The sequence below is a fragment of the Segatella copri genome (genome assembly GCF_026015465.1).
GTDB classification, from domain to species: domain Bacteria; phylum Bacteroidota; class Bacteroidia; order Bacteroidales; family Bacteroidaceae; genus Prevotella; species Prevotella copri_E.
Genome location: NZ_JAPDUQ010000003.1, coordinates 226,778 through 249,612, shown reverse-complemented (window position 1 = coordinate 249,612; position 22,835 = coordinate 226,778). Strand labels below are relative to the sequence as shown.

The 22,835-nt window shown below is 46.6% G+C and carries 13 protein-coding genes and 1 pseudogene; 12 read left to right on the top strand and 2 right to left on the bottom strand.

The genetic code is table 11. From position 1 onward, the window contains the following. Positions 1–19: 19 nt before the first annotated feature. Positions 20–1,231 carry an NADP-dependent isocitrate dehydrogenase gene (locus ONT08_RS12160; protein WP_118200150.1) on the bottom strand — a complete coding sequence of 404 codons (1,212 nt, stop codon included), beginning with the start codon at positions 1,229–1,231 and terminating at the stop codon, positions 20–22. A gap of 275 nt (positions 1,232–1,506) precedes the next feature. Continuing rightward, positions 1,507–2,361 carry an OmpA/MotB family protein gene (locus ONT08_RS12155; protein ID WP_264960053.1) on the bottom strand — a complete coding sequence of 285 codons (855 nt, stop codon included), beginning with the start codon at positions 2,359–2,361 and terminating at the stop codon, positions 1,507–1,509. 440 nt (positions 2,362–2,801) lie between these two features. Between ONT08_RS12155 and purL the strand changes: the two genes are divergently transcribed. The 12 genes and pseudogenes from purL (at position 2,802) to ONT08_RS12095 (ending at position 22,385) form a co-directional block, all read left to right on the top strand. Next, positions 2,802–6,530: a phosphoribosylformylglycinamidine synthase gene (purL, locus tag ONT08_RS12150; RefSeq protein WP_264960052.1), complete on the top strand. Its 3,729-nt coding sequence runs from the start codon at positions 2,802–2,804 to the stop codon at positions 6,528–6,530. A 69-nt stretch (positions 6,531–6,599) separates the two neighbouring features. Next, positions 6,600–7,139 carry a chromate transporter gene (locus ONT08_RS12145; RefSeq protein WP_118200147.1) on the top strand — a complete coding sequence of 180 codons (540 nt, stop codon included), beginning with the start codon at positions 6,600–6,602 and terminating at the stop codon, positions 7,137–7,139. A gap of 89 nt (positions 7,140–7,228) precedes the next feature. Further along, complete coding sequence (locus ONT08_RS12140) at positions 7,229–7,801, top strand: chromate transporter (RefSeq protein ID WP_264960051.1); 573 nt, start codon at positions 7,229–7,231, stop codon at positions 7,799–7,801. Between the two features lie 71 nt (positions 7,802–7,872). After that, positions 7,873–9,087: pseudogene (locus ONT08_RS12135) on the top strand (ATP-binding protein); the annotation flags it as partial. Between the two features lie 60 nt (positions 9,088–9,147). Next, positions 9,148–9,858, top strand: a complete 711-nt coding sequence (locus tag ONT08_RS12130; RefSeq protein ID WP_264960050.1) for a PorT family protein — start codon at positions 9,148–9,150, stop codon at positions 9,856–9,858. A gap of 16 nt (positions 9,859–9,874) precedes the next feature. Then, on the top strand, positions 9,875–11,623 hold the full coding sequence (locus ONT08_RS12125; protein ID WP_264960049.1) for a S41 family peptidase: 1,749 nt from the start codon (positions 9,875–9,877) through the stop codon (positions 11,621–11,623). Between the two features lie 383 nt (positions 11,624–12,006). Continuing rightward, entirely contained in the window at positions 12,007–12,588 is a 582-nt protein-coding gene (locus tag ONT08_RS12120) for a DUF3575 domain-containing protein (RefSeq protein ID WP_264960048.1), read from the top strand. A 61-nt stretch (positions 12,589–12,649) separates the two neighbouring features. Further along, positions 12,650–14,008, top strand: coding sequence for a DUF3868 domain-containing protein (locus ONT08_RS12115; protein WP_181985843.1), 1,359 nt, complete (start codon positions 12,650–12,652; stop codon positions 14,006–14,008). A 53-nt stretch (positions 14,009–14,061) separates the two neighbouring features. After that, positions 14,062–15,726: an Mfa1 family fimbria major subunit gene (locus tag ONT08_RS12110; protein ID WP_264960047.1), complete on the top strand. Its 1,665-nt coding sequence runs from the start codon at positions 14,062–14,064 to the stop codon at positions 15,724–15,726. Positions 15,727–15,880: 154 nt separating this feature from the next. Beyond that, complete coding sequence (locus ONT08_RS12105) at positions 15,881–16,963, top strand: FimB/Mfa2 family fimbrial subunit (RefSeq protein ID WP_264960046.1); 1,083 nt, start codon at positions 15,881–15,883, stop codon at positions 16,961–16,963. A gap of 262 nt (positions 16,964–17,225) precedes the next feature. Then, entirely contained in the window at positions 17,226–19,943 is a 2,718-nt protein-coding gene (locus ONT08_RS12100) for a fimbrial protein (RefSeq protein ID WP_264960045.1), read from the top strand. A gap of 21 nt (positions 19,944–19,964) precedes the next feature. Further along, the gene (locus ONT08_RS12095) at positions 19,965–22,385 is read left to right on the top strand and encodes a hypothetical protein (RefSeq protein WP_264960044.1); all 2,421 of its coding nucleotides are present in this window, start codon (positions 19,965–19,967) and stop codon (positions 22,383–22,385) included. The last annotated feature ends 450 nt before the right edge of the window (positions 22,386–22,835 follow it).

Genomic DNA, 22,835 nt, shown 5'->3' with positions numbered 1-22,835 from the left:
ACCCCAGGTCTTATTGTTTTTATGCCAATCGCTTTTCCAGACGCTCGCGGATGGCAGCGATAAAGCTGGCAGAGTTTACAGCCTTAGCCTCAACACCTTCCATCAGGTTTACGAGATCCTTGGTAGCGATACCGTCGTTCAATGTATCGAAACATGCAGCCTCCAGCTGGTCGCCAAAGTTCTGAAGTTCCTTGATGCCATCCAGTTCGCCACGCTTTCTCAACGCACCGCTCCATGCAAAGATGGTAGCCATAGGGTTAGTAGATGTATCTTCACCCTTCAGGTAGCGATAGTAGTGACGGGTCACGGTACCGTGAGCTGCCTCATACTCATACTTGCCGTCAGGAGAAACCAATACGGAAGTCATCATTGCCAGAGAACCGAAAGCTGTACTGAGCATATCACTCATCACATCACCGTCATAGTTCTTGCAAGCCCAGATGAAACCGCCCTTGCTGCGGATAACACGAGCCACTGCATCATCAATCAATGTATAGAAATACTCGATACCGAGTTCTGCAAACTTCTCTTTATAGTCGCTCTCATATACTTCCTCAAAGATTTTACGGAACTGGGCATCATAAGTCTTAGAGATGGTATCCTTGGTAGCAAACCAGAGATCCTGCTTGGTATCAATGGCAAACTTGAAGCAGCTGTGAGCAAAGCTGCGGATACTCTTATCAGTATTGTGCATGCCCTGGATAACGCCGGCGCCATCGAAAGAATGAATCTCAATCTCCTGCTTCTTGCCACTCTTACCCTCGAACACGAGTTTGGCTGTACCTGGCTCATCAGCACGAAGTTCCACGCTCTTGTATACATCGCCGTAAGCATGACGGGCGATGGTAATAGGCTTCTCCCAGTTCTTTACACAAGGGTGGATGCTAGGGATAGTGATAGGAGCACGGAACACGGTACCGTCCATGATGCTACGGATAGTTCCATTAGGGCTCTTCCACATTTTGTGGAGTTTATACTCGTCCATACGCTGTGCATTAGGAGTGATAGTAGCACACTTCACAGCCACGCCATATTTCTTAGCCGCCTCAGCAGAGTCGATGGTTACCTGGTCATTGGTCTGGTCGCGATAAGGCAGACCGAGATCATAATACTCAGACTTCAAATCAACGAAAGGAAGAATGAGTTCATCCTTAATCATCTTCCAGAGAATTCTTGTCATCTCATCACCGTCCATCTCTACCAATGGAGTTGTCATCTTAATCTTTTCCATAACACAATATAATGTATAATTAATAATTTACAATGTACAATGATCAGGGCAGCCAAGTGGGCCCTTGATATTTTGCCTGCAAAATTAATAAAAATAATCAAGAAAAGAAAGGAAATTAAGAATAATTCTAGCAAAATGATAACAAAAAGTACTTTTTTACGTACTCAAAACATAAAATCTGTATATTTATACCTAAAAAGGCATCAATGAGCCCGAAAACTCATTGATGCCTCTACTTATTTACTTTTTTACCTTTTTACCTTTAAATAGCCTTTTTACTTCTCCTCTGGAGCCTTGTCAATCAAGTCCATGAACTGGTCGAGCTTAGGAGTGATGATAATCTGAGTGCGGCGGTTGCGCTGCTTGCCTACCTCTGTATCGTTAGTTGTTACAGGGTTGTACTCACCGCGACCACCAGCAGTAAGGCGCTTAGGATTTACACCGAAGTGATCCTGCAAGTACTGAACAACAGAAGCTGCACGGAGAGCAGAGAGGTCCCAGTTGTTGCGGATATTCTTCATCTTGGCACTTGTAGTGCTTACTGGTACGTTATCGGTATTACCCTCTACGAGCACGTCGTAATCCTTGTAGTCTGTGATGATCTTAGCAATCTTGCTCAATGTTTCCTGAGCACGGCTGTTCACCTCATAGCTACCACTCTGATAGAGCATATTGTCAGCCAGAGAAATGTAAACTACACCCTTCAGAACCAGAACATCAACCTCCTTCATCTCTTCCTTGCTCAAAGAGCGGGTCAGGTTGTTGGTAAGAACCATGTTGAGCGAATCGCTCTTGCTCTTTACCTCAACCAGGTGGCGGATATACTGGTTACTCTCGTTGATCTGGTCAACGAGTTTCTCAATGCTCACGTTGTTCTGGCTTGCATTATTCAAACTCTTGTCAAGTGAGTTCTGCAACTTAGCATAATCGCTCTTTGCAGTAGCGAGCTGCTCCTGGGCTGCTGCCAGACTAGCCTCTGTAGCTGCCAGTTTTTCCTTGGTAGCCTGATAGTTGCTTGACAATTCCTTATTCTCATTCTGGCAATTCTGAAGATCCTTCTTACTTGCACAGCTTGTAGCCATCAGAGCTACAGCCATCATTGCCATTACCATTAACTTTGTCTGTTTCATATTCTTACTAATTTAAATTTTCTTGTTATTATTAATTGATTATAGTATATTAACGTCGCTTTCTACCTCCTATTATATTAGAGTTCTCCCGGCTTTTATCTGTTATCCGGAAGCTTCTACATTTTAGGGCATTATAGAAACTGATTCACTTCTTTCACTTGCAAAGTTACAGATAAGACTCGAATAAACAATATTTGTCAAATGCATTTAGACATTTTTAACCTCTAAATCTTTATTTATCACCTTTTTAACCAAAAAAGGCAACAGAAAGCACTTTTCTTATAGCTAAACCGTCAAATATAGCCTCTCAAGGTAAGAATAGCCCAAATCTCAACAAAAAAAACATAAAAAACAGTGTTTTATTTTGTAGTGTCTTGAAATTGCACTATCTTTGCACTCGAAAAGAAATAAATACATTAATAATATAAAAGAAAGCAAGTATGATTCTTTTTTTTAGAACTCCATCTAAGAGTGTGATTGCGACCGAGATTGACCACAAACCATCTCAGGACGAAATCAATGAACTTTGTTGGCTTTATGGTGACGCGACTTTAGAGGACGCCCAGCAGTTGCAGGGCTTCTATGTCGGCCCACGCCGTGAAATGATTACTCCTTGGAGTACGAATGCCGTTGAGATTACTCAGAACATGAGTCTTAACGGCATTTCGCGTATCGAGGAGTACTTCCCTGTAGATAGCGAAGACGCTGAGCACGACCCTATGCTCCAGCGTATGTACAACGGTATCGGGCAGGATGTGTTCACCGTGAACCACCAGCCAGAACCTATCAAGTACGTCGATGACCTCGAGAAGTATAACGAGGAAGAGGGTCTTGCCCTCAGCGAGGACGAAATGGCTTATCTCCACAAGCTGGAGAAAGAGAACGGACGCCCTCTCACCGACAGCGAAATCTTCGGTTTCGCACAGATTAACTCAGAGCACTGCCGCCACAAGATCTTCGGCGGCCAGTTTATCATCGACGGTAAGGAGATGGAGTCTTCTCTCTTCAACATGATTAAGAAGACCACCAACGAGAATCCTAACAAGATTCTCTCTGCTTACAAGGACAACGTGGCTTTCTCTCAGGGTCCTGTTATCGAGCAGTTTGCTCCAGCCGATCAGACTACCAGCGATTTCTTCCAGGTGAAGGATATCGAGAGTGTTATCTCTCTGAAGGCTGAGACTCACAACTTCCCTACTACCGTAGAGCCTTTCAATGGTGCTGCTACCGGTACGGGTGGTGAAATCCGCGACCGTATGGGTGGTGGTGTAGGTTCATGGCCTATCGCAGGTACTGCCTGCTACATGACTGCTTATCCTCGCCTGAAGGATGACAACGGCAAGAGCGATGTTGAGCGCGACTGGGAAGATATCATGCCAGTACGTAAGTGGCTCTATCAGACTCCTGAGCAGATTCTGATCAAGGCTTCCAACGGTGCATCAGACTTCGGTAACAAGTTCGGTCAGCCTCTCATCACTGGTTCTGTGCTTACATTCGAGCACGAGGAGAATGGTGAGAAGTATGCATACGATAAGGTAATCATGCTTGCCGGTGGTGTAGGCTACGGCAAGAAGCGTGACTATAAGAAGGGTGAGCCACAGAAGGGCAACAAGGTTGTCGTAGTAGGTGGTGACAACTATCGCATCGGTCTCGGTGGTGGTTCTGTTTCTTCTGTAGATACAGGCCGTTACAGCAACGGTATCGAGTTGAACGCTGTTCAGCGTGCCAACCCTGAGATGCAGAAGCGTGCCTACAACCTGGTTCGTGCACTCGTTGAGAACGACGAGAACCCAGTAGTCAGCATCCACGACCATGGTTCAGCCGGTCACTTGAACTGTCTCTCTGAGTTGGTAGAAGAGTGCGGTGGCGAAATCGACATGTCTAAGTTGCCTATCGGCGACAAGACTTTGAGCGCCAAGGAAATCATCGCCAACGAGAGCCAGGAGCGCATGGGCTTGCTCATCGACGAGAAGCATATCAGCGAGGTTCAGAAGATTGCCGACCGTGAGCGTGCTCCAATGTACGTGGTTGGTGAGACTACTGGCGATGCTCACTTCTGCTTCAAGCAGGCTGATGGTGTGAAGCCATTCGACCTCGATGTAGCTCAGATGTTCGGTCATACTCCTAAGACTGTGATGGTAGATGAGACCGTAGAGCGTAAATATGAAGATGTAACTTATTCTGCAGATAACCTCGACGAGTACTTGCAGCGTGTTCTCCAGATGGAGGCTGTGGCTTGTAAGGACTGGTTGACCAACAAGGTAGACCGTTCCGTAACAGGTAAGATTGCCCGTCAGCAGGGTCAGGGTCAGATTCAGTTGCCACTCTCAGACTGTGGTGTCGTAGCACTCGACTACCGTGGCGAGAAGGGTATCGTAACAGCAATGGGTCATGCTCCTCAGGCTGGTCTTGCCGATCCTAAGGCAGGTTCAGTACTCTCTGTAGCAGAGTCATTGACTAATATCGTATGGGCTCCATTGGCAGATGGCATGGACAGCATCAGCCTCTCAGCCAACTGGATGTGGCCTTGCCGCAGTCAGAAGGGTGAGGATGCCCGTCTGTACGAGGGTGTGAAGGCTTTGTCAGACTTCTGCTGCGCCATCCACGTAAACGTACCAACAGGTAAGGACTCACTCTCTTTGACCCAGCAGTATCCTAACGGCGAGAAGATCATCGCTCCGGGTACCGTTATCGTAAGTGCTGGTGGTGAGGTTTCAGATGTCAAGAAGGTGGTTAGCCCAGTTCTCGTTAACGACAAGAACTCTAGCCTCTACCATATCGACTTCAGTTTCGACGAGCAGCGTCTCGGTGGTTCTGCTTTCGCTCAGAGTCTGGGCAAGGTGGGCAGCGATGTTCCTACCGTCAAGAACCCAGAGTACTTCGTTGACTGCTTCAACGCCGTACAGGAACTCATCAACCGTGGTTGGGTAATGGCTGGTCACGATATCAGCGCCGGTGGTTTGATTACAACTCTCCTCGAGATGACATTCGCCAACGTAGAGGGTGGTATGAAGATCAACCTCCACGACATCGCAGATGCCGACATCATCAAGACTCTCTTCGCAGAGAACCCAGGTGTTGTCATCCAGGTAAGCGATGCTCACAAGGACGAGTTGAAAGCATTCTTCGATGAGAACGGTATCGGTTATGCCAAGATTGGTTATCCAGCTCCAGAGCTCCGCAAGATTATCATCAAGAAGGAAGGCTTCGAGCACGAGTTCGATATCGATGCTTTGCGCGACGACTGGTATAAGACCTCTTACCTCCTCGACCGCAAGCAGAGCATGAACGGTATGGCTAAGAAGCGTTACACCAACTATAAGAAGCAGCCTATCGAGATGAACTTCGGTTACGGCTTCAAGGGAACTCTCGCTAGCTACAGCCTCGACGCCAACCGTCGCAAGCCATCTGGCATCAAGGCAGCCATCATCCGTGAGAAGGGTACCAATGGTGAGCGTGAGATGGCATACTCTATGTATCTCGCCGGCTTCGATGTAAAGGATGTGATGATGACCGACTTGATTTCCGGTCGTGAGACTCTGGAGGATGTAAACTTTATCGTATTCTGCGGTGGTTTCTCTAACTCCGATGTTCTCGGTTCTGCCAAGGGTTGGGCTGGTGCATTCCTCTACAATCCTAAGGCTAAAGAGGCACTCGATAAGTTCTATGCCCGTGAGGATACCCTTTCACTCGGTATCTGCAACGGTTGCCAGCTGATGGTTGAGTTGAACCTCATCAATCCTGAGCACAAGCATCGTTCACACCTCTGCCACAACACATCTAAGAAGTTCGAGAGTACATTCCTCGGTCTGACTATTCCTCAGAACGACAGTGTGATGTTCGGTAGCCTGAGCGGTGATAAGCTCGGTATCTGGGTAGCTCACGGCGAGGGCCGTTTCTACTTGCCAGAGCCAGAGGATCACTACAACATCATTGCGAAGTACAACTACGCTGAGTATCCAGGTAATCCTAACGGCAGTGACTACAATGTAGCAGGTATCTGCTCTGCAGATGGTCGCCACTTGGCTATGATGCCACACTTGGAGCGTGCCATCTTCCCATGGCAGAACGCCTGGTATCCAGCCGATCGCCGCAACGACGAGGTAACTCCTTGGATTGAGGCATTTGTCAATGCACGTCAGTGGATTGAAGAAAGAGTAAAATCATAGTTAAAAGTTAATAGTTTATAGTTGAAAGCAAGATTGCCGTAAACTATAAACTATAAATTATAAACTATAATGAAGTATATTTCATTATTTAAGACATTTATGAAGATTGGCATAGTCACCTTTGGTGGTGGCTATGCCATGATTCCTATTATAGAATCCGAAGTCGTCGACAAGCATCATTGGATGACGAAGGAGGAATTCTTGGATGCCATCGCTACGACCCAGGTTTGTCCGGGAGCCTTGGCCATCAATATGAGTTCCCTGCTCGGATATAAGTTGGCAAAGACACCGGGAGCCATCGTCTGCACCCTCGGCGCTTCGTTGCCATCGTTCCTTATTATCTTAGCGATAGCTATGTTTTTCCATCAGTTTGAAGACAACAAGGTAGTTGCTGCCATGTTTGCAGGCATCCGTCCTGCCGTCGTGGCATTGATAGCCGTACCTACATTCTCGCTTGCCAAGAGTGCCGGTATTTCGCTTGTCAACTGCTGGATTCCTATTCTATCCGCCCTTCTGATCTGGCTTTTGGGCGTCAACCCAATCTGGGTGATTATCGCAGCTGCCGTAGGTGGCTACATCTATGGACAGTTTATCCAGCCAACGGAATAAGATTAGTTAAAAGTTTATAGTTAATAGTTTATAGGGGCTACGCCTTATTGTAGGAATGCCCTATTAACTTTACACATTATTATATATATATGATATTTCTTCAGCTTTTCATCGTATTCATTCAGATAGGCATCTTCGGATTCGGAGGAGGCTATTCCATGATATCCCTGATTCAGGGACAGGTTGTTACGCAGTATCATTGGATGACGATGCAAGAGTTTACCGATGTGGTTGCCATCTCTCAGATGACACCGGGACCTATCGGTATCAACACCGCCACCTATTGTGGCTATACAGCTGTCCATAATGCCGGCATGAGTGGCATGATGGCTGTACTCGGAAGTGCCATGGCGACCTTTGCGCTGGTTCTCCCATCCTTGGTTTTGATGATTCTTATCAGCAAGATGCTGTACAAGTATATGAACACCACAGCCGTCCAGAGCATCTTCATCGGTCTTCGCCCAGCCATTGTCGGTCTGGTAGGAGCCGCAGCCCTGCTTCTGATGAATGGCGAGAACTTTTCTACTCCCGAAGATCCTTGGAGATTCTATATCTCCATCGCCCTCTTCTTTGCCACCTTTATCGGCGTGAAGGTGATGAAGATCAATCCTATCCGCATGATACTCTACTCGGCTTTTGCCGGACTGGTATTACTATATTAAACAAAATCTTTCGATTTTATTTGGTAGTAATAAATAAAAATCGTACATTTGCAACAAAAAGGAGATAGACCATGACATACTCACAGGCAGATATTACCATTCCATACGCTGTGGCGAACTTTGCTGAGATTCGCCACAAGGGATATTATTATGTGGACAAGACCAACTATATTCCACTGCTTGAGCGTTACAAAGCACCAGTTTTTCTCCGTCCTCGCAGATTCGGAAAGAGTCTGCTCGTTTCCATGTTGGCTCACTATTACGACCGTAACATGGCAACAAAATTCAAAGATTTGTTTGGTGGAACTTGGATTGGCGAACACCCAACAAACGAGCACAACCAATATCTCGTTGTAAGGTATGACTTTTCCACAACTTCCGTTGCCAGCAAGAAGGAAGACATCGAGAAGAACTTCAACGCCGTGAATTGCAGTCCACTCCGTACATTGGTGGAACGCAACAGAGACCTTTTTGGAGATTTCAGGTTCAGAGAGGATGGCAATGCCTCCAACATGTTGGTTGAAGTATGCGAGTTTATCTCTTCCCATAATCTTCCACCTCTTTATATATTAATAGATGAATACGACAACTTTACCAACCAGCTACTAGTTGTCTATAAGGACTCGCTGTACCAGGACCTGACCACAGGGGAAAGTTTCCTACGAACATTCTTCAAGGTTATCAAGGCAGGCATTGGCGAAGGTACCATCCGCACCTGCTTCTGCACAGGAGTACTGCCTGTCACCATGGATGACTTAACCAGTGGCTATAACATCGCAGAGATGTTGACTCTGAAGCCGGAATTTACCAATCTATTGGGCTTTACCCATGAGGAAGCAGCCCAATATCTGAAGTATGTCATCAATAAATATGGTCCTCAAGCCTCTTTCGAGGAATTATGGACTCTGATACTCAACAATTATGATGGTTACCACTTTTTACCAAATGCAGAACCATTATTTAACTCTACCATTCTGACTTACTTCCTCAAGAACTTTGCAGAACTGAAAGGCGGCATCCCTACGGAAATGGTAGATGAGAACCTGCGCACTGACACTAGTTGGATAAGAAGATTGACCATCACGCTTGACAATGCCAAAGAAATGCTCGACAGCCTGTTGATGGATGGAGAATTGTACTATTCACAAGCCGATTTACGCAACAAGTTCAACAAGCAAAAGTTCTTCTCCCCAGAGTTCTACCCTATTAGCCTCTACTACTTGGGTATGACCACCCTGAAGGGCAATTACAAAATGGCTTTGCCAAACTTGACGACCAAGAGTGTATGCAAAAGCATACGTAGCTTATATCGCAGGAAACAAGGCTTGCAAGATTTTTGAAAAGAAATGAGAAAGGTATATTTAGCCATAGCCCTTGGCTTCTGCTGCCAGGGCATTCTGGCACAGCAGACCTCCTACCGCTGGAAGGTGGAGGCAGAAGCTGGTGTCAGTTGCAGTGTGCTCGATACGGATGTATCGGGCTTGTCGGAGACTTATTATAAGGTGCGACCGGGTTTCACGGCTGCCATCGGTGCTGAATACAATATCGTAGATCAGCTGGCGGTAGGGACGGGCATCCGCTTCGTTCAGCGCGACTACCTGTATCAGAACCTCGGCGGTGATTCCTGGAACACCCGATACAACAACAACTTCATCAGCATCCCGCTCCATGTGGGCTACTATCTCCTCCATAATCCTTACCACGAGAAGGGATTGTGGATCAAGCCGCAGGTGGGCGTCTATTACGAGTACTTCACCTCCATGCATACCAAGGGTATGTATCCGATGAACATCATGGAGGGGTACAAGGGCGAAGGCACCTACATCCGCTATAACACCACCTACGATTTCAGGAAGAATGAGAACCATCTCCGCCGCAGTCTCTTTGGCGGAGAAGCAGGCATCAAGATAGGTTATTCCTTCGGCAAGATAGATGCCAGCGTGGGCTATCAGTTCCAGTACGGCTTCTCGCATATCTACCAGGAAAAAGCCAGCACCAGCAAGACTGCCCGGCGCAACTCCAACCTCATCACAGCCTCGGCTGCCTATAAGTTCTAAGAAATCATTTTAAAATATGAGAACCCCTATATATATAAAAGGTGGAATGCGATGCCTCTTCGCCTTCCTCCTGGCGACAACCACTACCGGAATGTCGCTTACCAGTTGTGTGTCAGACAATGATGCCAACGAGAAATCGATTTACGATTATTCCGATACCGATGTCAAGTCGTATGGCGATCTGTTCCAGGTTTTCTGGAGCGTGATGAACCAGCGCTACTGCACCCTCAATGAGCAGTCTGCCGTATCTTCACAGACCTGGGACCAGGTGTACAAGGAATACAAACCCAAGTTTGACGCCCTGAAGACCTTCCAGCATACCTCCGCTTTCACCCAGCAGGAGATTCAGGAGGATAACGCCAAGGCGAAGCAGTATTTCCAGGAAATCATCGACAAGATCATCGACCAGCATTTCTATGTCAAGATTACCCTGCCCGTCTCCCACTCTTCTACGGAAACGGTGAGATTCAACAGCACGCTCCGCAACAAGACCGAGTATTTCCCGCTGAATGCTCACTGGAACTATACCCGCGACCAGCTCAACCTGGATGGTACAGCCTTCGGCGAGATTACCTCGGATGGTTTCTGCATCATGGGCGGTTACCTGAAGGAGCAGCCGGGCACCTATTATCTCGGCTTCAACAAGTTTGCGCTCTACGAAAACTGTTTCCACGAATATCAGAAGATCTATCTCCCTGTCAATGCTGCCAGCACCTATCATCTGGATGCTTCCACGATATCAGCCAAGGCGAAAGCACTGATTGCTGATGCCGGAAAGCGAGAGAAGGCTGAGCAGCAGGCAGCACAGTTGCTTGCCGATATGGATAGCTATCTGGCTTCGGATGATGCAGCCAAAGCCTGCGAGAAGATGGCGGCCTACAGCAACCAAGGAGATTATTCCGGTCTCTATGCTCTCGCCAGCGAGGCTTACGAGAAGTCGCCGAATCTCCTCAAGCTGTTGCCTATTACTTCTGATGCAAGCGGCATGGGCGAGCAGATCCGACAGAAGCTGCAGGGCGATGCCCTCTACCAGCAGATGCTTTCAGCCTCCGCTTTTGCCAACTGGTATTGCCAGGCACTTGCCGATTACCTCTGGCACGAGCGTGAACTCTACGCTTACTGGAGCGACCTGAAATTTACCTACAATCATCTCTGCGTAGAAGGTTACCGCCGCCTGTTCCTGGAGCCGCTGGCTAAGGGCGAGATCAAGAAGCTGATTCTCGACTTCCGTGGCAACGGTGGTGGCAGCGTGATAGATACCCGTCTGCTTACCGACTATCTCATCACCCAGACAGCCGTCTATGCCTACGTGCGCAAGAAAGAGGACAACAATCCATACAGTTATACTCCTTGGATTCCGCAGAAGATTACGGTAACGTCGAAGAGTCTGGGCAGAAACATTCCTACCGCCATCCTGCTCGACAACTACAGTGCGAGTATGTCGGAGGTGACAACCCTCATTCTGAAGAGTCAGGGTGACCACGTAAAGACAATAGGCAGAAACAGTTACGGAGCGCAGGCGATGCTCACTTCCGACAACGAAGCCAGCAATGGCGGATGGATAGGAAATGTAACGAGCTACCTCTACTTCTACATGCCGTTCTCGCTTACCAAGGATGCACAGGGCAACCTGCTGGAAAGTGTGGGAATCACCCCCGATTATCTGACCGACGAGATGACCCAAGAGGAAAAGGAGAAGCTCTACCAGAACGATCCTTCGGCTGTGGATAGAGGTCTGAAAAAGGCGATGGAAGTTCTGAAATAGTCCCCCAAAAGCCGGATTTCCCCGTCTTCAGATTCTCAAATCACAAAAAAGAATTTCATCAAGAAACAACATTTCATAAGCGAAGGTGTGCAACTTACACCTTCGCTTTTAATTTTCTATATATCAACCCTTTACAATATATTCGCAATTTTGTGCTCCCACACATTTTGCATAGCTATGCAAACGTTTGCATTAAATTTTACGAGATTTTCATCATTTTTTTACCCCCCCCTAAAGAAAATTTTCATATATTTGCAACCGAAAAGGAAACCCGGTGGCATCCATCATGTTACAAGGGTAAGCCTGTAGTTATAATTAAATGACAATAACAAGAATAGGACAACTAATAGTATCCTTAAGAAAGAACATAACAGAGTAAGATTATGATGATGAAGCAGAGATCATTCAAACGAACACCGATGTTGTTACTGCTGATTCTCTCAACAGTAGTAACCCGAGCGCAAGAGGTAGCGCTGAAGACCAACCTGCTTGGTTTGGCAACCACCTCGCTCAATGCTGGTCTAGAAATAGGCACGGGCAGGAAGAGCACTTTTCAGCTTTTCGGTGCCCTGAATCCCTGGAAGTTCTCAGGCGACAAGAAATTGCGCTACTGGAACGTAATGCCAGAGTACCGCTGGTACACCTGCCAGAAATTTGGAGGCCACTTTTTCGGCATCCATGCCCTTGGAGGTGAATACAACGTAAAAAATGTGGACCTGCCTTTCGGCATCTTGCCAAAGACAGAGAAAGGAAGACATTACGAAGGCTGGTATGTCGGTGGTGGTCTCACCTACGGATACCAATGGCTGCTGTCTGAGCATCTCAATCTCGAAGGATCCATCGGATTAGGATACATCTACAGCCCATACAAGCTCTACGGAAGATGTGACAAATGTCTTGACAAGGACCACCGCAACTATGTAGGTCCTACTAAAGCAGCCCTCTCCCTGATATACGCATTCTAGAAACTGTATCACCGAGATAGCGAAAAACAAAATCAAACCCTCTTTTTTTAAGATGAAGAATATGAAGAAAATGAAGCTTTATGCGGTTATTTCGCCCCTTTGCATCCTTTTTGCACAGAGCGCACTGACTGTCCAAGCCCAGAAGATAGATGATTCGCAGCTACGGTTGGCTGGTGGCAAGATACTGATAGACAGTGTCTTGACGCAGAAGAAAAGCGACAGTCTCAAGGTTGCTTTCCGCCTCCATCTCGATAGTTTGCAGCTCAAATCAGAGCAACAGCTGGTTTTCACTCCGCTTATCGCCGGAGAAGATACCATCGCCCTGAATCCCATCATCATCAATGGCAAAAACCAGAGCATCAGATACCTGCGCAAAAGCAGCAGTCTGAAAAACAGCCAGGCATTGGTTGTGAGACGCAAGAATGATACCGAGCAACAGGTGCTCTTCTCCCAGACCCTTCCCTACAAGAAGTGGATGAAGGCTTTCAACCTCTCCATGACGGAAGACCTCTGCGGATGCGGCAACCTGATGGATCAGGATACCACGCTGATGGCTAACATCCAGCCGACACCGAGAATCAGTCGCGACCATTACGTGAAGCCAAAGGCTGAAGCCATCAAGGTGAGAGCCGAAAAGGGTGAAGCTTACCTGAGCTTCAAGCTCAACAAGAGCGATATCCTTGCCGACTTCCGTGAGAATGCAACTGAGTTGGGAAAGATTACATCCACCATCGACCTCGTGAAGAACGACAAGGATGTGAGCATCACCAATATCGATATTCATGGCTATGCGTCGCCAGACGGTCCTTACGACAACAACGTGCGACTCGCCAACAATCGTGCGGCTGCCCTGCGCAATTATGTATGCAACCTCTACACCATCGATAATAAGCTCTTCACCTATCACGCCACCCCAGAAGACTGGGAGGGATTCAAGAAGAAGGTGGAAGCAAGCAACTTAGCCGATAAGACTGCAATCCTTGCCGTTGCCAACTCATCATTGGCACCCGATGCAAAGGACCAGAAAATCAAGAAGCTTTATCCGGCTAGCTATCGCTACATCATGAGTGAGATTTATCCTCGTTTGCGCCACAGCGACTATACGGTAACCTATACCGTTCGTCCTTTCGACATTGAGGAGGCAAAGGTAATCTTGAAGACCAAGCCTCAGCAGTTGTCATTACAGGAAATGTATCTGGTGGCACAGACCTATGAGCCTGGTTCTCCAGAGTTCAACGAGGTATTTGATATTGCCGTCCGTCTCTTCCCTGATGATGAGACCGCCAATCTCAATGCCGCCTGCACAGATTTGCAGAAGGGCGACCTTGTAACTGCCGAGAAGCATCTTGCCAAGGCAGGAAACTCGAAGGAAGCTGAGCGCATCAGAAAGATTTACGGGGAAATGAAGGCGGAGCTATAATAGTAAATTGAAATAATTAAATTAATAAATTAACAACTTTAACATAAATGATTATGCGATTAAAGTATTTATTTGGAATGGCAGCTATGCTCGCTTTAGCAGCAAGCTGCAGTGAGAATGAACTCGGGGAAAGCGGTGGCACAGGCGCTAACGAGAATGGTCCGCATTATGCTACGTTTACCATCAAGTTGCCTACAACCAATGGTACACGTGCAGACGGAGAACCGACTTATGATGACGGAACAGCTGATGAGTATGCCGTAAACAATGCCACACTCCTTGTATTCCGTGGAAAAACCGGAGAAAAAGAAGCCGATGCTAAATTTGTGGAGAGTGTGGAGTTGGGTGACATGAAGCCCTGGACAGGCGTTAATGACGACCCTAACGTAATCACTACCGAGGCAAACATAACTGCAAAGCTGAACAATTTCGAAAGTAGTTACACAGGCAACTATTATGCAGTTATCATGTTGAACAACAACATGACAGGCAGCAACAAGAAAGTGAAACTACCTGCAAACGGCAACACTTTCAGCGACTGGCAGAAAGCCAACGTCATCAACAGCATGGCCAGCGAAGTGAACGGATTCTACATGGCAAATGCCGTGAAAGTGAATGGAACAACAACAAGTACCCTGGTAACAATCGACAAGAACAAGGTGACAACCAATGAGAGTGCCGCACAGTCGGCTGCCACCATCTATGTAGAGCGTGGCGTGGCTAAGGTTACAATGACCGCATTCAGCGAGATGAATGTTAAGGGTCTTACAGGCGACAAGGTGACCATCACAGCATGGGATCTTGACGTGACCAACAAGAAGTCTTATCCAGTACACAATGTGGACAACTATGATAGCTATGGCGACTACTGGGGCGACATCTGGGAAGTGGAACGTTTCACAAGCGGCCATCCTACATTCAACCGCGCTCACTGGGGTATAGACCCTAACTACAGCACCATCAGCAACGACAAGAAGTATACCGACGACTTCAACTACAAGGCAAAAACTTATGATTTCTCTGGTGCCGGTGATGCCACAGCTCCTAAGTATTGTCTTGAGAACACCTTCTCTCTCGGTCACATGTATCAGAACCAGACAACCCGTGTCATCATGAAGGCTACATACGTGCCAAGCGGTTTGACCGCAGGTGAGACATTCTATATGTTCGACGGCAAGAGCGGTTACTTCACAGAGGGTACTCTCACAACTCAGATTTCAACAGCCATCACCAACGCAGGCTATACAGCAACAGATTTCTCTTTGCCTCTTACAGACATGAAGAAGGCCGGCAAGCATCTGCTTACCGCTAATGATATCACTAAGACTTCAGGCTCAGTGGAAGTTAACGACGAGTTCCTCGGAAAGGTTAACGCAGCCCTTGGTCTGAGCGACAACAAGAAAATCTCAACATACTATGAGGGCGTTTCTTACTACATTGCACGCATCAAGCACTTCGGCGACGCACTGACCCCATGGAACTCAGGCGACCCAACATACGGAACAGGTGCAGAGGCTAAGAAGAAATACCTCGGCCGCTATGGTATGGTTCGTAACAACTGGTATGAGCTGCAAGTAAATTCAATCAGCAACCCTGGTTCTCCTGATGTGCCAGAGGTTAATCCTGACTCTCCAGACGATGAGGGCGACAAGTACTACATCAACTGCTCAGTTAGAATTCTCTCTTGGGCAAAGCGTGTACACGGTATTGACTTGTAAGAAAACAGATTGTATTTAACACAATAAAATTCCGTAATGACTTCACACATGCAGAGGGGGATAAGCATCCTGGCATAACATGGATCAACCGCCCGCTGCGGTGTGAAGCCGTTACAAAAACAACGACAACATTAAACAATAATCAATCATAATTATGGCAAAGAAAATGACTTTCGGTTGGTATCATGGCATGAAGGCAGGGCTGTTGGGATTATTATCCTGTTGCCTGCTTGGTAGCTGCGACAGTCTGATGCATGATGACCTGCCTCCCTGCTTTACAGGGGCTTACTTGCACTTCGTCTACGATTATAACATCCAGCGCGCCGACATGTTCAACGACCATGTGGGTGGGTTAGTTGTCTTTGTTTACGATGAAAACGGCAAGTTTGTCACCAGACAAGAGGCTGCCAACAGCAGCCTGGCCCAGCCGCTGAAGAGTCATGACTTCGCCATGCAACTGCAACTGCAGCCTGGCAAATACCACTTTGCTGCCTTCGCCTGGCAGAAGGCTTACAGCGAGACGTTGGCTGCACGCGGTGCCAAGTTCAGGGTAGAGATGCCCCAACAGGGAGAAGACATCAGCCGTCTGCATGCTACGCTGGACCGTCAGCAGGGCATTGTAGAGAACCAGGCCATGCCACTCGACACGCTTTGGCAGGGACTCTCCAAGGGCATCGTGGAGGTAAAGAGCCTGGAGATGGTACACGACACCATCAGTCTTGTCCGTGATACCAAGGAACTCACCTTAAGCCTGCACCAGATAGATGCGCCTGCCGACATCTCGGTGGAAGACTTCAGCTTCGAGATAACATGTGCCAACGGAACCATAGGCCATGACAACAGTCTCTGGGAAGACGAAAGGCTCACCTATAAACCTTACTTTACTTGGGATACTGACTTCCGTGACGAAGCGGGCAACGTAAAGGAACGTACCGCCCATGCTGCCATGATGTTCTCCCGACTGGTGCTCTATCCTGTAGCGCAGAACGAGCAAAATGCCATGCTCTCCATCTTTAATAAGAAGACTGGCGAGGAGGTGGTCCGCATCAACCTGGCCGACTGTCTGGCACAGGGAAGGGGAGCCTTCGACTACCTCAACTACTCACCACAGGAGTTCTTGGACCGTGAGTATGACTACCATCTCGACTTCTTCCTCAAAGGCGGCGAGTGGCAGTATGCCAACCTCAGCATATCGGTGCTCAGCTGGAGCAAGCGCATCCAGCGTGTAGATTTCTAAGCAGGCAGTTACACCTTATTATATATAGGTATTAAAATATCGCTCCAATCCCTCAGCGGATACACGATACAGCATAAATGATAGAAGAGTTGAAATGATCACAAAATAGAAAATCAGGTTTGATTAAGTTTAGGTTAGTTCTTTTAAAAAGGTAAATAAGATTGTTTCTTCAGGACGACAAACATGAATTAGCATATAAACGGAAACAATAAACAATATATAAAACATATAAAAGATGAGAAGTCGAAAGTTTTTTTGTTACATGGTTATTCTGTTGCTGGCGGCTATGACAGCCGCTTGCACCGACGACTTGGGTGACAACACTGTCAGCTCAGGTATGTCGGGCAACCTGCAAGTCCTTGTGCCATTGATGCACAGCAACGGCACTCGTGCAGGAGAATCAGCCCCTGCAGAAAACTTAACTTACAATGCCACAGAAGAAGAGTGCCGCATCAACAGCCTCCGACTTTTCGCTTTTCCTCAAGACGGTAAGGGCAAGTTGCTGAATGAGTACTTGGGCGGTCCCGGTACCTCGTTCTATGAACCTGCCAAGTTTGATGGGGACGTGGATGTAGCCACATATACGCTGCGAATCGACCCCGGCACTTACCGCATCTATGTTGTTGCCAATATGGAGGATGTGTTGAAGGATCAGACCATCGAAACAGAGGATAAACTTAAAAAGGTGGTACTGAATTACATTCCCGAAAGCAAGCCCGGTATGCCTGCCTGTGGCAATATCCCTATGATATATGAACCCTTAGAGGATACGGAAGTATCCGATAAGACCACCGACATTGTAGCCAACTTGAAGTTTACTTGTGTCAAGGTGAAGCTCAACCTGATCTTTGACCCCAGCAATGCAGAGATGCAGGAGGCGTTGAAGACCAACGGCCTGAAGATAAATGATATTACAGCAAATAATCTCTCTCAATCCACCAGCTTGGTATGGGGAGGAAAGTTCTACGCTTCTGACAAAGAGGACGTAAGCGGAATTATCAGTTCCAACATGTATAAGCAATCTTCTGAAGCCAGCGCCGCAGGATCATTCTTCTCTGATTGGACACGCGACGACACCAACAAGAACAAGAGCAATGCGGATGTAATCACTGCTGTGGGTACTGCCGCAGCGGCTCCCTCAAACATAAAGGACAAATGGCTCTTCCAGGGTACATACTATCTGCCTGAGCGCTATATCAAAACCAACGACCAGCAGTCGTTCCTCACACTGAGCAGCATGATTGGCGCCAATGACAACAGCTACAACATCCCATTGGGCCACACCGACAATCCAGAGGCAGAGCCACGCCGCACATTCCCCCGCGGTACCTACTACGAGATTATCGGTAACCTGAAGACAATAGGCAATATCACCCTCGACTGCCAGGTCCATGTCAAGGACTGGGAACCTGCGGATCTTGATGCAGACTTCAGCCATACCACACTGTGGGTAAACAAGACAAGCGCTCAAATAACCTCCATAGAGGAAGACTCTATTTCCTACAAGTCAAATTGGGTGAATGTGGAGTTTGGTTGCGATGAGATTGTTGATGGTAAGCCCCTCGTCGTTGAAGCTAAAAGAGATGAGGTCAATCATATTATCACCTTTAGGATTAATCCCGAGATTCCCATGAGTGCTTATGGAAAAGGGAAAGGTCAATTTCCTCCGAAAGGAACGACCAAGATATGGCTGAAGGCTAACAACCTGAAGAAATATCTGGATGTAGACTACAATGTAGAACCTCTGTTTGAGGTTGATCCATTGGAGGTAATCATCTATTATGTGGCAGGTGCAGAAACCAACACAAAGGTATTCACTTGGGTTACAAACTTGGGAGGTATCGTGCTTCCTGACAATCTGACTTCCACCATTGGTAAATCAACTATCAAAATATCGAAGCCATCCGATGAAAACGCTCCCAAGGGAACATTCCAGGTGGAGGCTACAACCGACCCTGTAACAACTACAGTGCATACATTCCGAGTACACTCGAAAGACTCGTATAATAGCAACTATAAGTACAGAGATATTAAAGTAACAGTAAGACCTCCGGTTGTCGATTACCGTATCTATTTCCGTGCCATTAATGACAGGTCGTCAAATAATGGCCAGTTTGGTACTAACCAATTCCAAGGTATTTTGGATGAATACTATGGAACAGGTGATAACAATAACAACTGGAACGATTCTTGGAGTTCGGACAATGGGATACAAACAAGTAAACATAATGTATATATTTATTCTCAAAAGGGTGAAACGACAGGAACAGCAATACCTAAAGAAAATGTGTGGTATTTTAATAATAGATATAATCAGCCAAGCGGTATGACTGGGGACACGAATAATCCAGGATGGTACTATAAGGACATGGATTTTGATGCTAAAGGATATAGATGGGATTATGGCGACGGTAAAGAAACTACACCGATTAAGCCTGGTGAGACATTGATGATATTCTACAGCTTCAACAACGATGGTGCGGACCTTCACCGCTGCCCTCATCACATGGCGCCTGGTATCACCCTTTTCAACTATGAAGACCGAGAAGGTTGGATACTTTACGACCCGACAACAGACCCCTATTATCGTATTTTCGATGAGAAGCCGATAGTTAAGGATATCAATTATGTTGTCTATACCAAGAATAAAGTATTAGGCTGGGCGTTTAAGTTCGGTGTCGCAACAGACAATCCGACATCCTCAGGAAATAATAGCCAATATACACATTGGGACAACACTTGGGATGGTCACGAAGCCAAAAGTTTCAGTAGCGAATCAGTATCAGGAGGCTGGTGGAAGACAACGATAAAGTTAAAAGCGGTTGACGGATATCATGAGAAGGGTATAGTCCTTCAGTTTAAAGAGGATGCCTATGATGAGAAATATACCCTTTTCGGAGGTAGAAGTTATGAGAAGTATCACGATACAGGATATTATGACAATGATAGCTGGCATCCTGGTAAACCATCAGGTGTATAAACAAGTAAAGTAAGGAAGGAAATGAAAAAGATAATATCATTTTTGCTGATGTTGCTGGCGTTGACCAGTTGCAGCGATCAGTTGAACGAAAATGGAAGTTCAACTTCATCTGACGTAGATGGACTGGAAGGTGGTGGAATAACGCTCACCATCAGCCTCCCCGACTTTTCAAAAGAAGAACTGACACGTGCCGGCGATACAGGATTGACAAGCCTGAATGTTGTGGCATACGATAAAGACGGAAAATTCCTTTCTAATGAAAGTGTTACTGGTTGGGGGGATATCGTTGAAAACGGCTACAAGGTGAAGGTGCCTGTTGTCTCTAATGCCAGTATGATTCATCTGGTGGCTAATGCAGCTTCTTTAACCGATGAGCAATGTCAGAACGGTTTGGACAAGGCTGTGGTCAGCGGTACCATCAGTACGGAGTATCCTCTCTGCTGGGGTAGGATTAGTGTGTCTGCATTGATGGAAACGAATCCTTCCGTCACCCTCCTGCGCCAGTTCGGTAAGGTGAGTGTTCAAGGACCAACCACTAACAGCAGTTCTGAGTTTATCGAAAAAGAAACTTTTACCGTGGAAGGCTATAAACTTTACAGGGCTGCTGGTAGCGGAACCATTGCTCCTGCAGAGGATAACTGGAACGCTTCAACATGGGAAGTCACCGCTCCGACGTTGCCTTCAGGTGTCAGCTATGACAACACCAGTAGCGACTTTACGACAGACGATATAGCTTTCTATGAGTCGGAAACAAAGGCAGACCAGGCATTCCTTATCATTAAGGGTAAATATAAGGACGTAACAGGTTACTACAAAGTGGCATTCTACGGCACGGACACGGATGGCAAGCCTTTCATCAATCTTCTGCGCAATCATGCCTATACGGTGGAAATCTCCTACGTTAACACCTATGGTTGGGAAACGGAAGAGAAAGCTGTTGCAGACCCATATCCCGAGAATCGTATGAGGGTGACAGTGAAGGATGACAATCCTTTGGTTACCGATATGATAGCCTGCAAGGACTATCACCTCGGTGTGAGCGACCAGGTGAGCGCGGCATGGAATGATTCCACTACTGCCACACTTGTCACCACCATTAAGGACGGTTTGTGGAATGTGGAATCTAAGGATGCAGAATGGATTGGCGAAATCACTATTTCCGAAACAATAGACATACCGGATGCTGATGGTCCAAACTCTACATCAGGAAAGAAATATCGTCTCTCCATCCCATTGACAGAGAACCGCTACTCAGAAGAAACACGGGAAGGGCATGTGATAGTCAGGTCTGGTGACTTGACCCGCACCATCACCATCACGCAAAAGGGTAACGATTTCAAACGTTCGGACACCCGCACGGTCATTCTTCTTGATAAGAATAATAATAATCATATTTCAGAAGATTATTTCCATAATTTCATAGACCAGACACAAGGTATCAAACCGGAAGACCTGCAATATGGAACCGTAAGAAATGATGGTCTCCACTTCACCGTAGGAAGCAATCGTTACAGGTATTGGATTCCTAAGAATGAATCAAATGAGACTTGTACCCAAGGGTCCGAGTACCGTGACAGATATACTATCAAAGAAATCAACAATAACGGAAAGAGCTATTGGCAAGTAGATTTAGTAAATAACGAAGATAACAACTTCAACTTTTGGAAAGGAGATTTCACCATCTCTTACACCACCAGTGACGGGCACCCGATTAAAATTAAATATCCAGTCTATCACAGTGGTATCTTCCATGAAATATCAGCCGACCACCAACAGCCACCTGTTGATCCCAATGGTGACGGTGAAACCAAGTTACCTACGGTCTGCGGCAGATTCTATTATGGTGTCATTCAAGTGCAAGGCAAAAACAAAACGTATATCATGCTGGACCGAAACCTCGGGGCATCCAACAATGGTAACTATTCAATAGAAACAAAAGCACTGCAAGCCAACAGGAACGCTATTGGTGGATATTTCCAAATTGCTAACGAAAAAAGAGCTCAAGATCATGCAGGCAGCTTGTTAAAAGACTTGATTCCCCATGGTTTCAAAATTCCCGAAAATGACGATATCCAAGATATTATAGACGGTGGAAAACTTAAGGTAGTCAATCGCTACACCGAGTCGGGTGAGGTCTACAACAGTATAGAAATAACGACAGTCAACTCTGTGCTGCCCACTATCTATCTGCCTACAACCGGTTATGTAGAAGGTGAGAGCCTTAAGAACCCTACCCATGTCTCCCTATGGACAAAGACATTGCTCTCTGGTAACCAGGGTTTCGACACCACCAGTCCTGAGTATGGATTCTGGTATCGCTATTTTGATATCTATGGCAGGATTATGACATTGTCTAACTTGCGTTTCGTCAGCGGCAGCAATGGAAAAAATACAGGTATCTACAGAGCCATGCCAATCCGCCTGGTACATGTTCTGCAATAAACATAAGATAAGTGATAAATATTATAATATCTTTTACTTATATATAAACATAGCATAAAAAACAGCTGTTTTTAAAAAGAAGGGTTGGGCTTTCGTGAGAAAGTCCAGCCCTTCGTTTTGTCAGGATACTCCTGACAAGGAGTCAAGACGTCGCTGAGAGGTTATCATGATAGTACTGACGGGTGGCAAAGACGCTTCCAGCGCTTATTGCCTCACTACGGCATTATATTGCCCTCTACCAGGGCAATATAGTGCCATTGCCAGGCACAAAACGATACGTCGGGAGAGAAAAAATCCCCACTCTCTTATTTACTCTTCACCTGGATATTTTATTCATCAGATTACGCTGAGTTAACAGAGCATTCTTGCTCCACTGATTACGCACGGATTTTAAACGGAAGCTCGACCTGTTCGGCCTTTGAAGAAGGTCGAATATCTGTGTAAATCTGT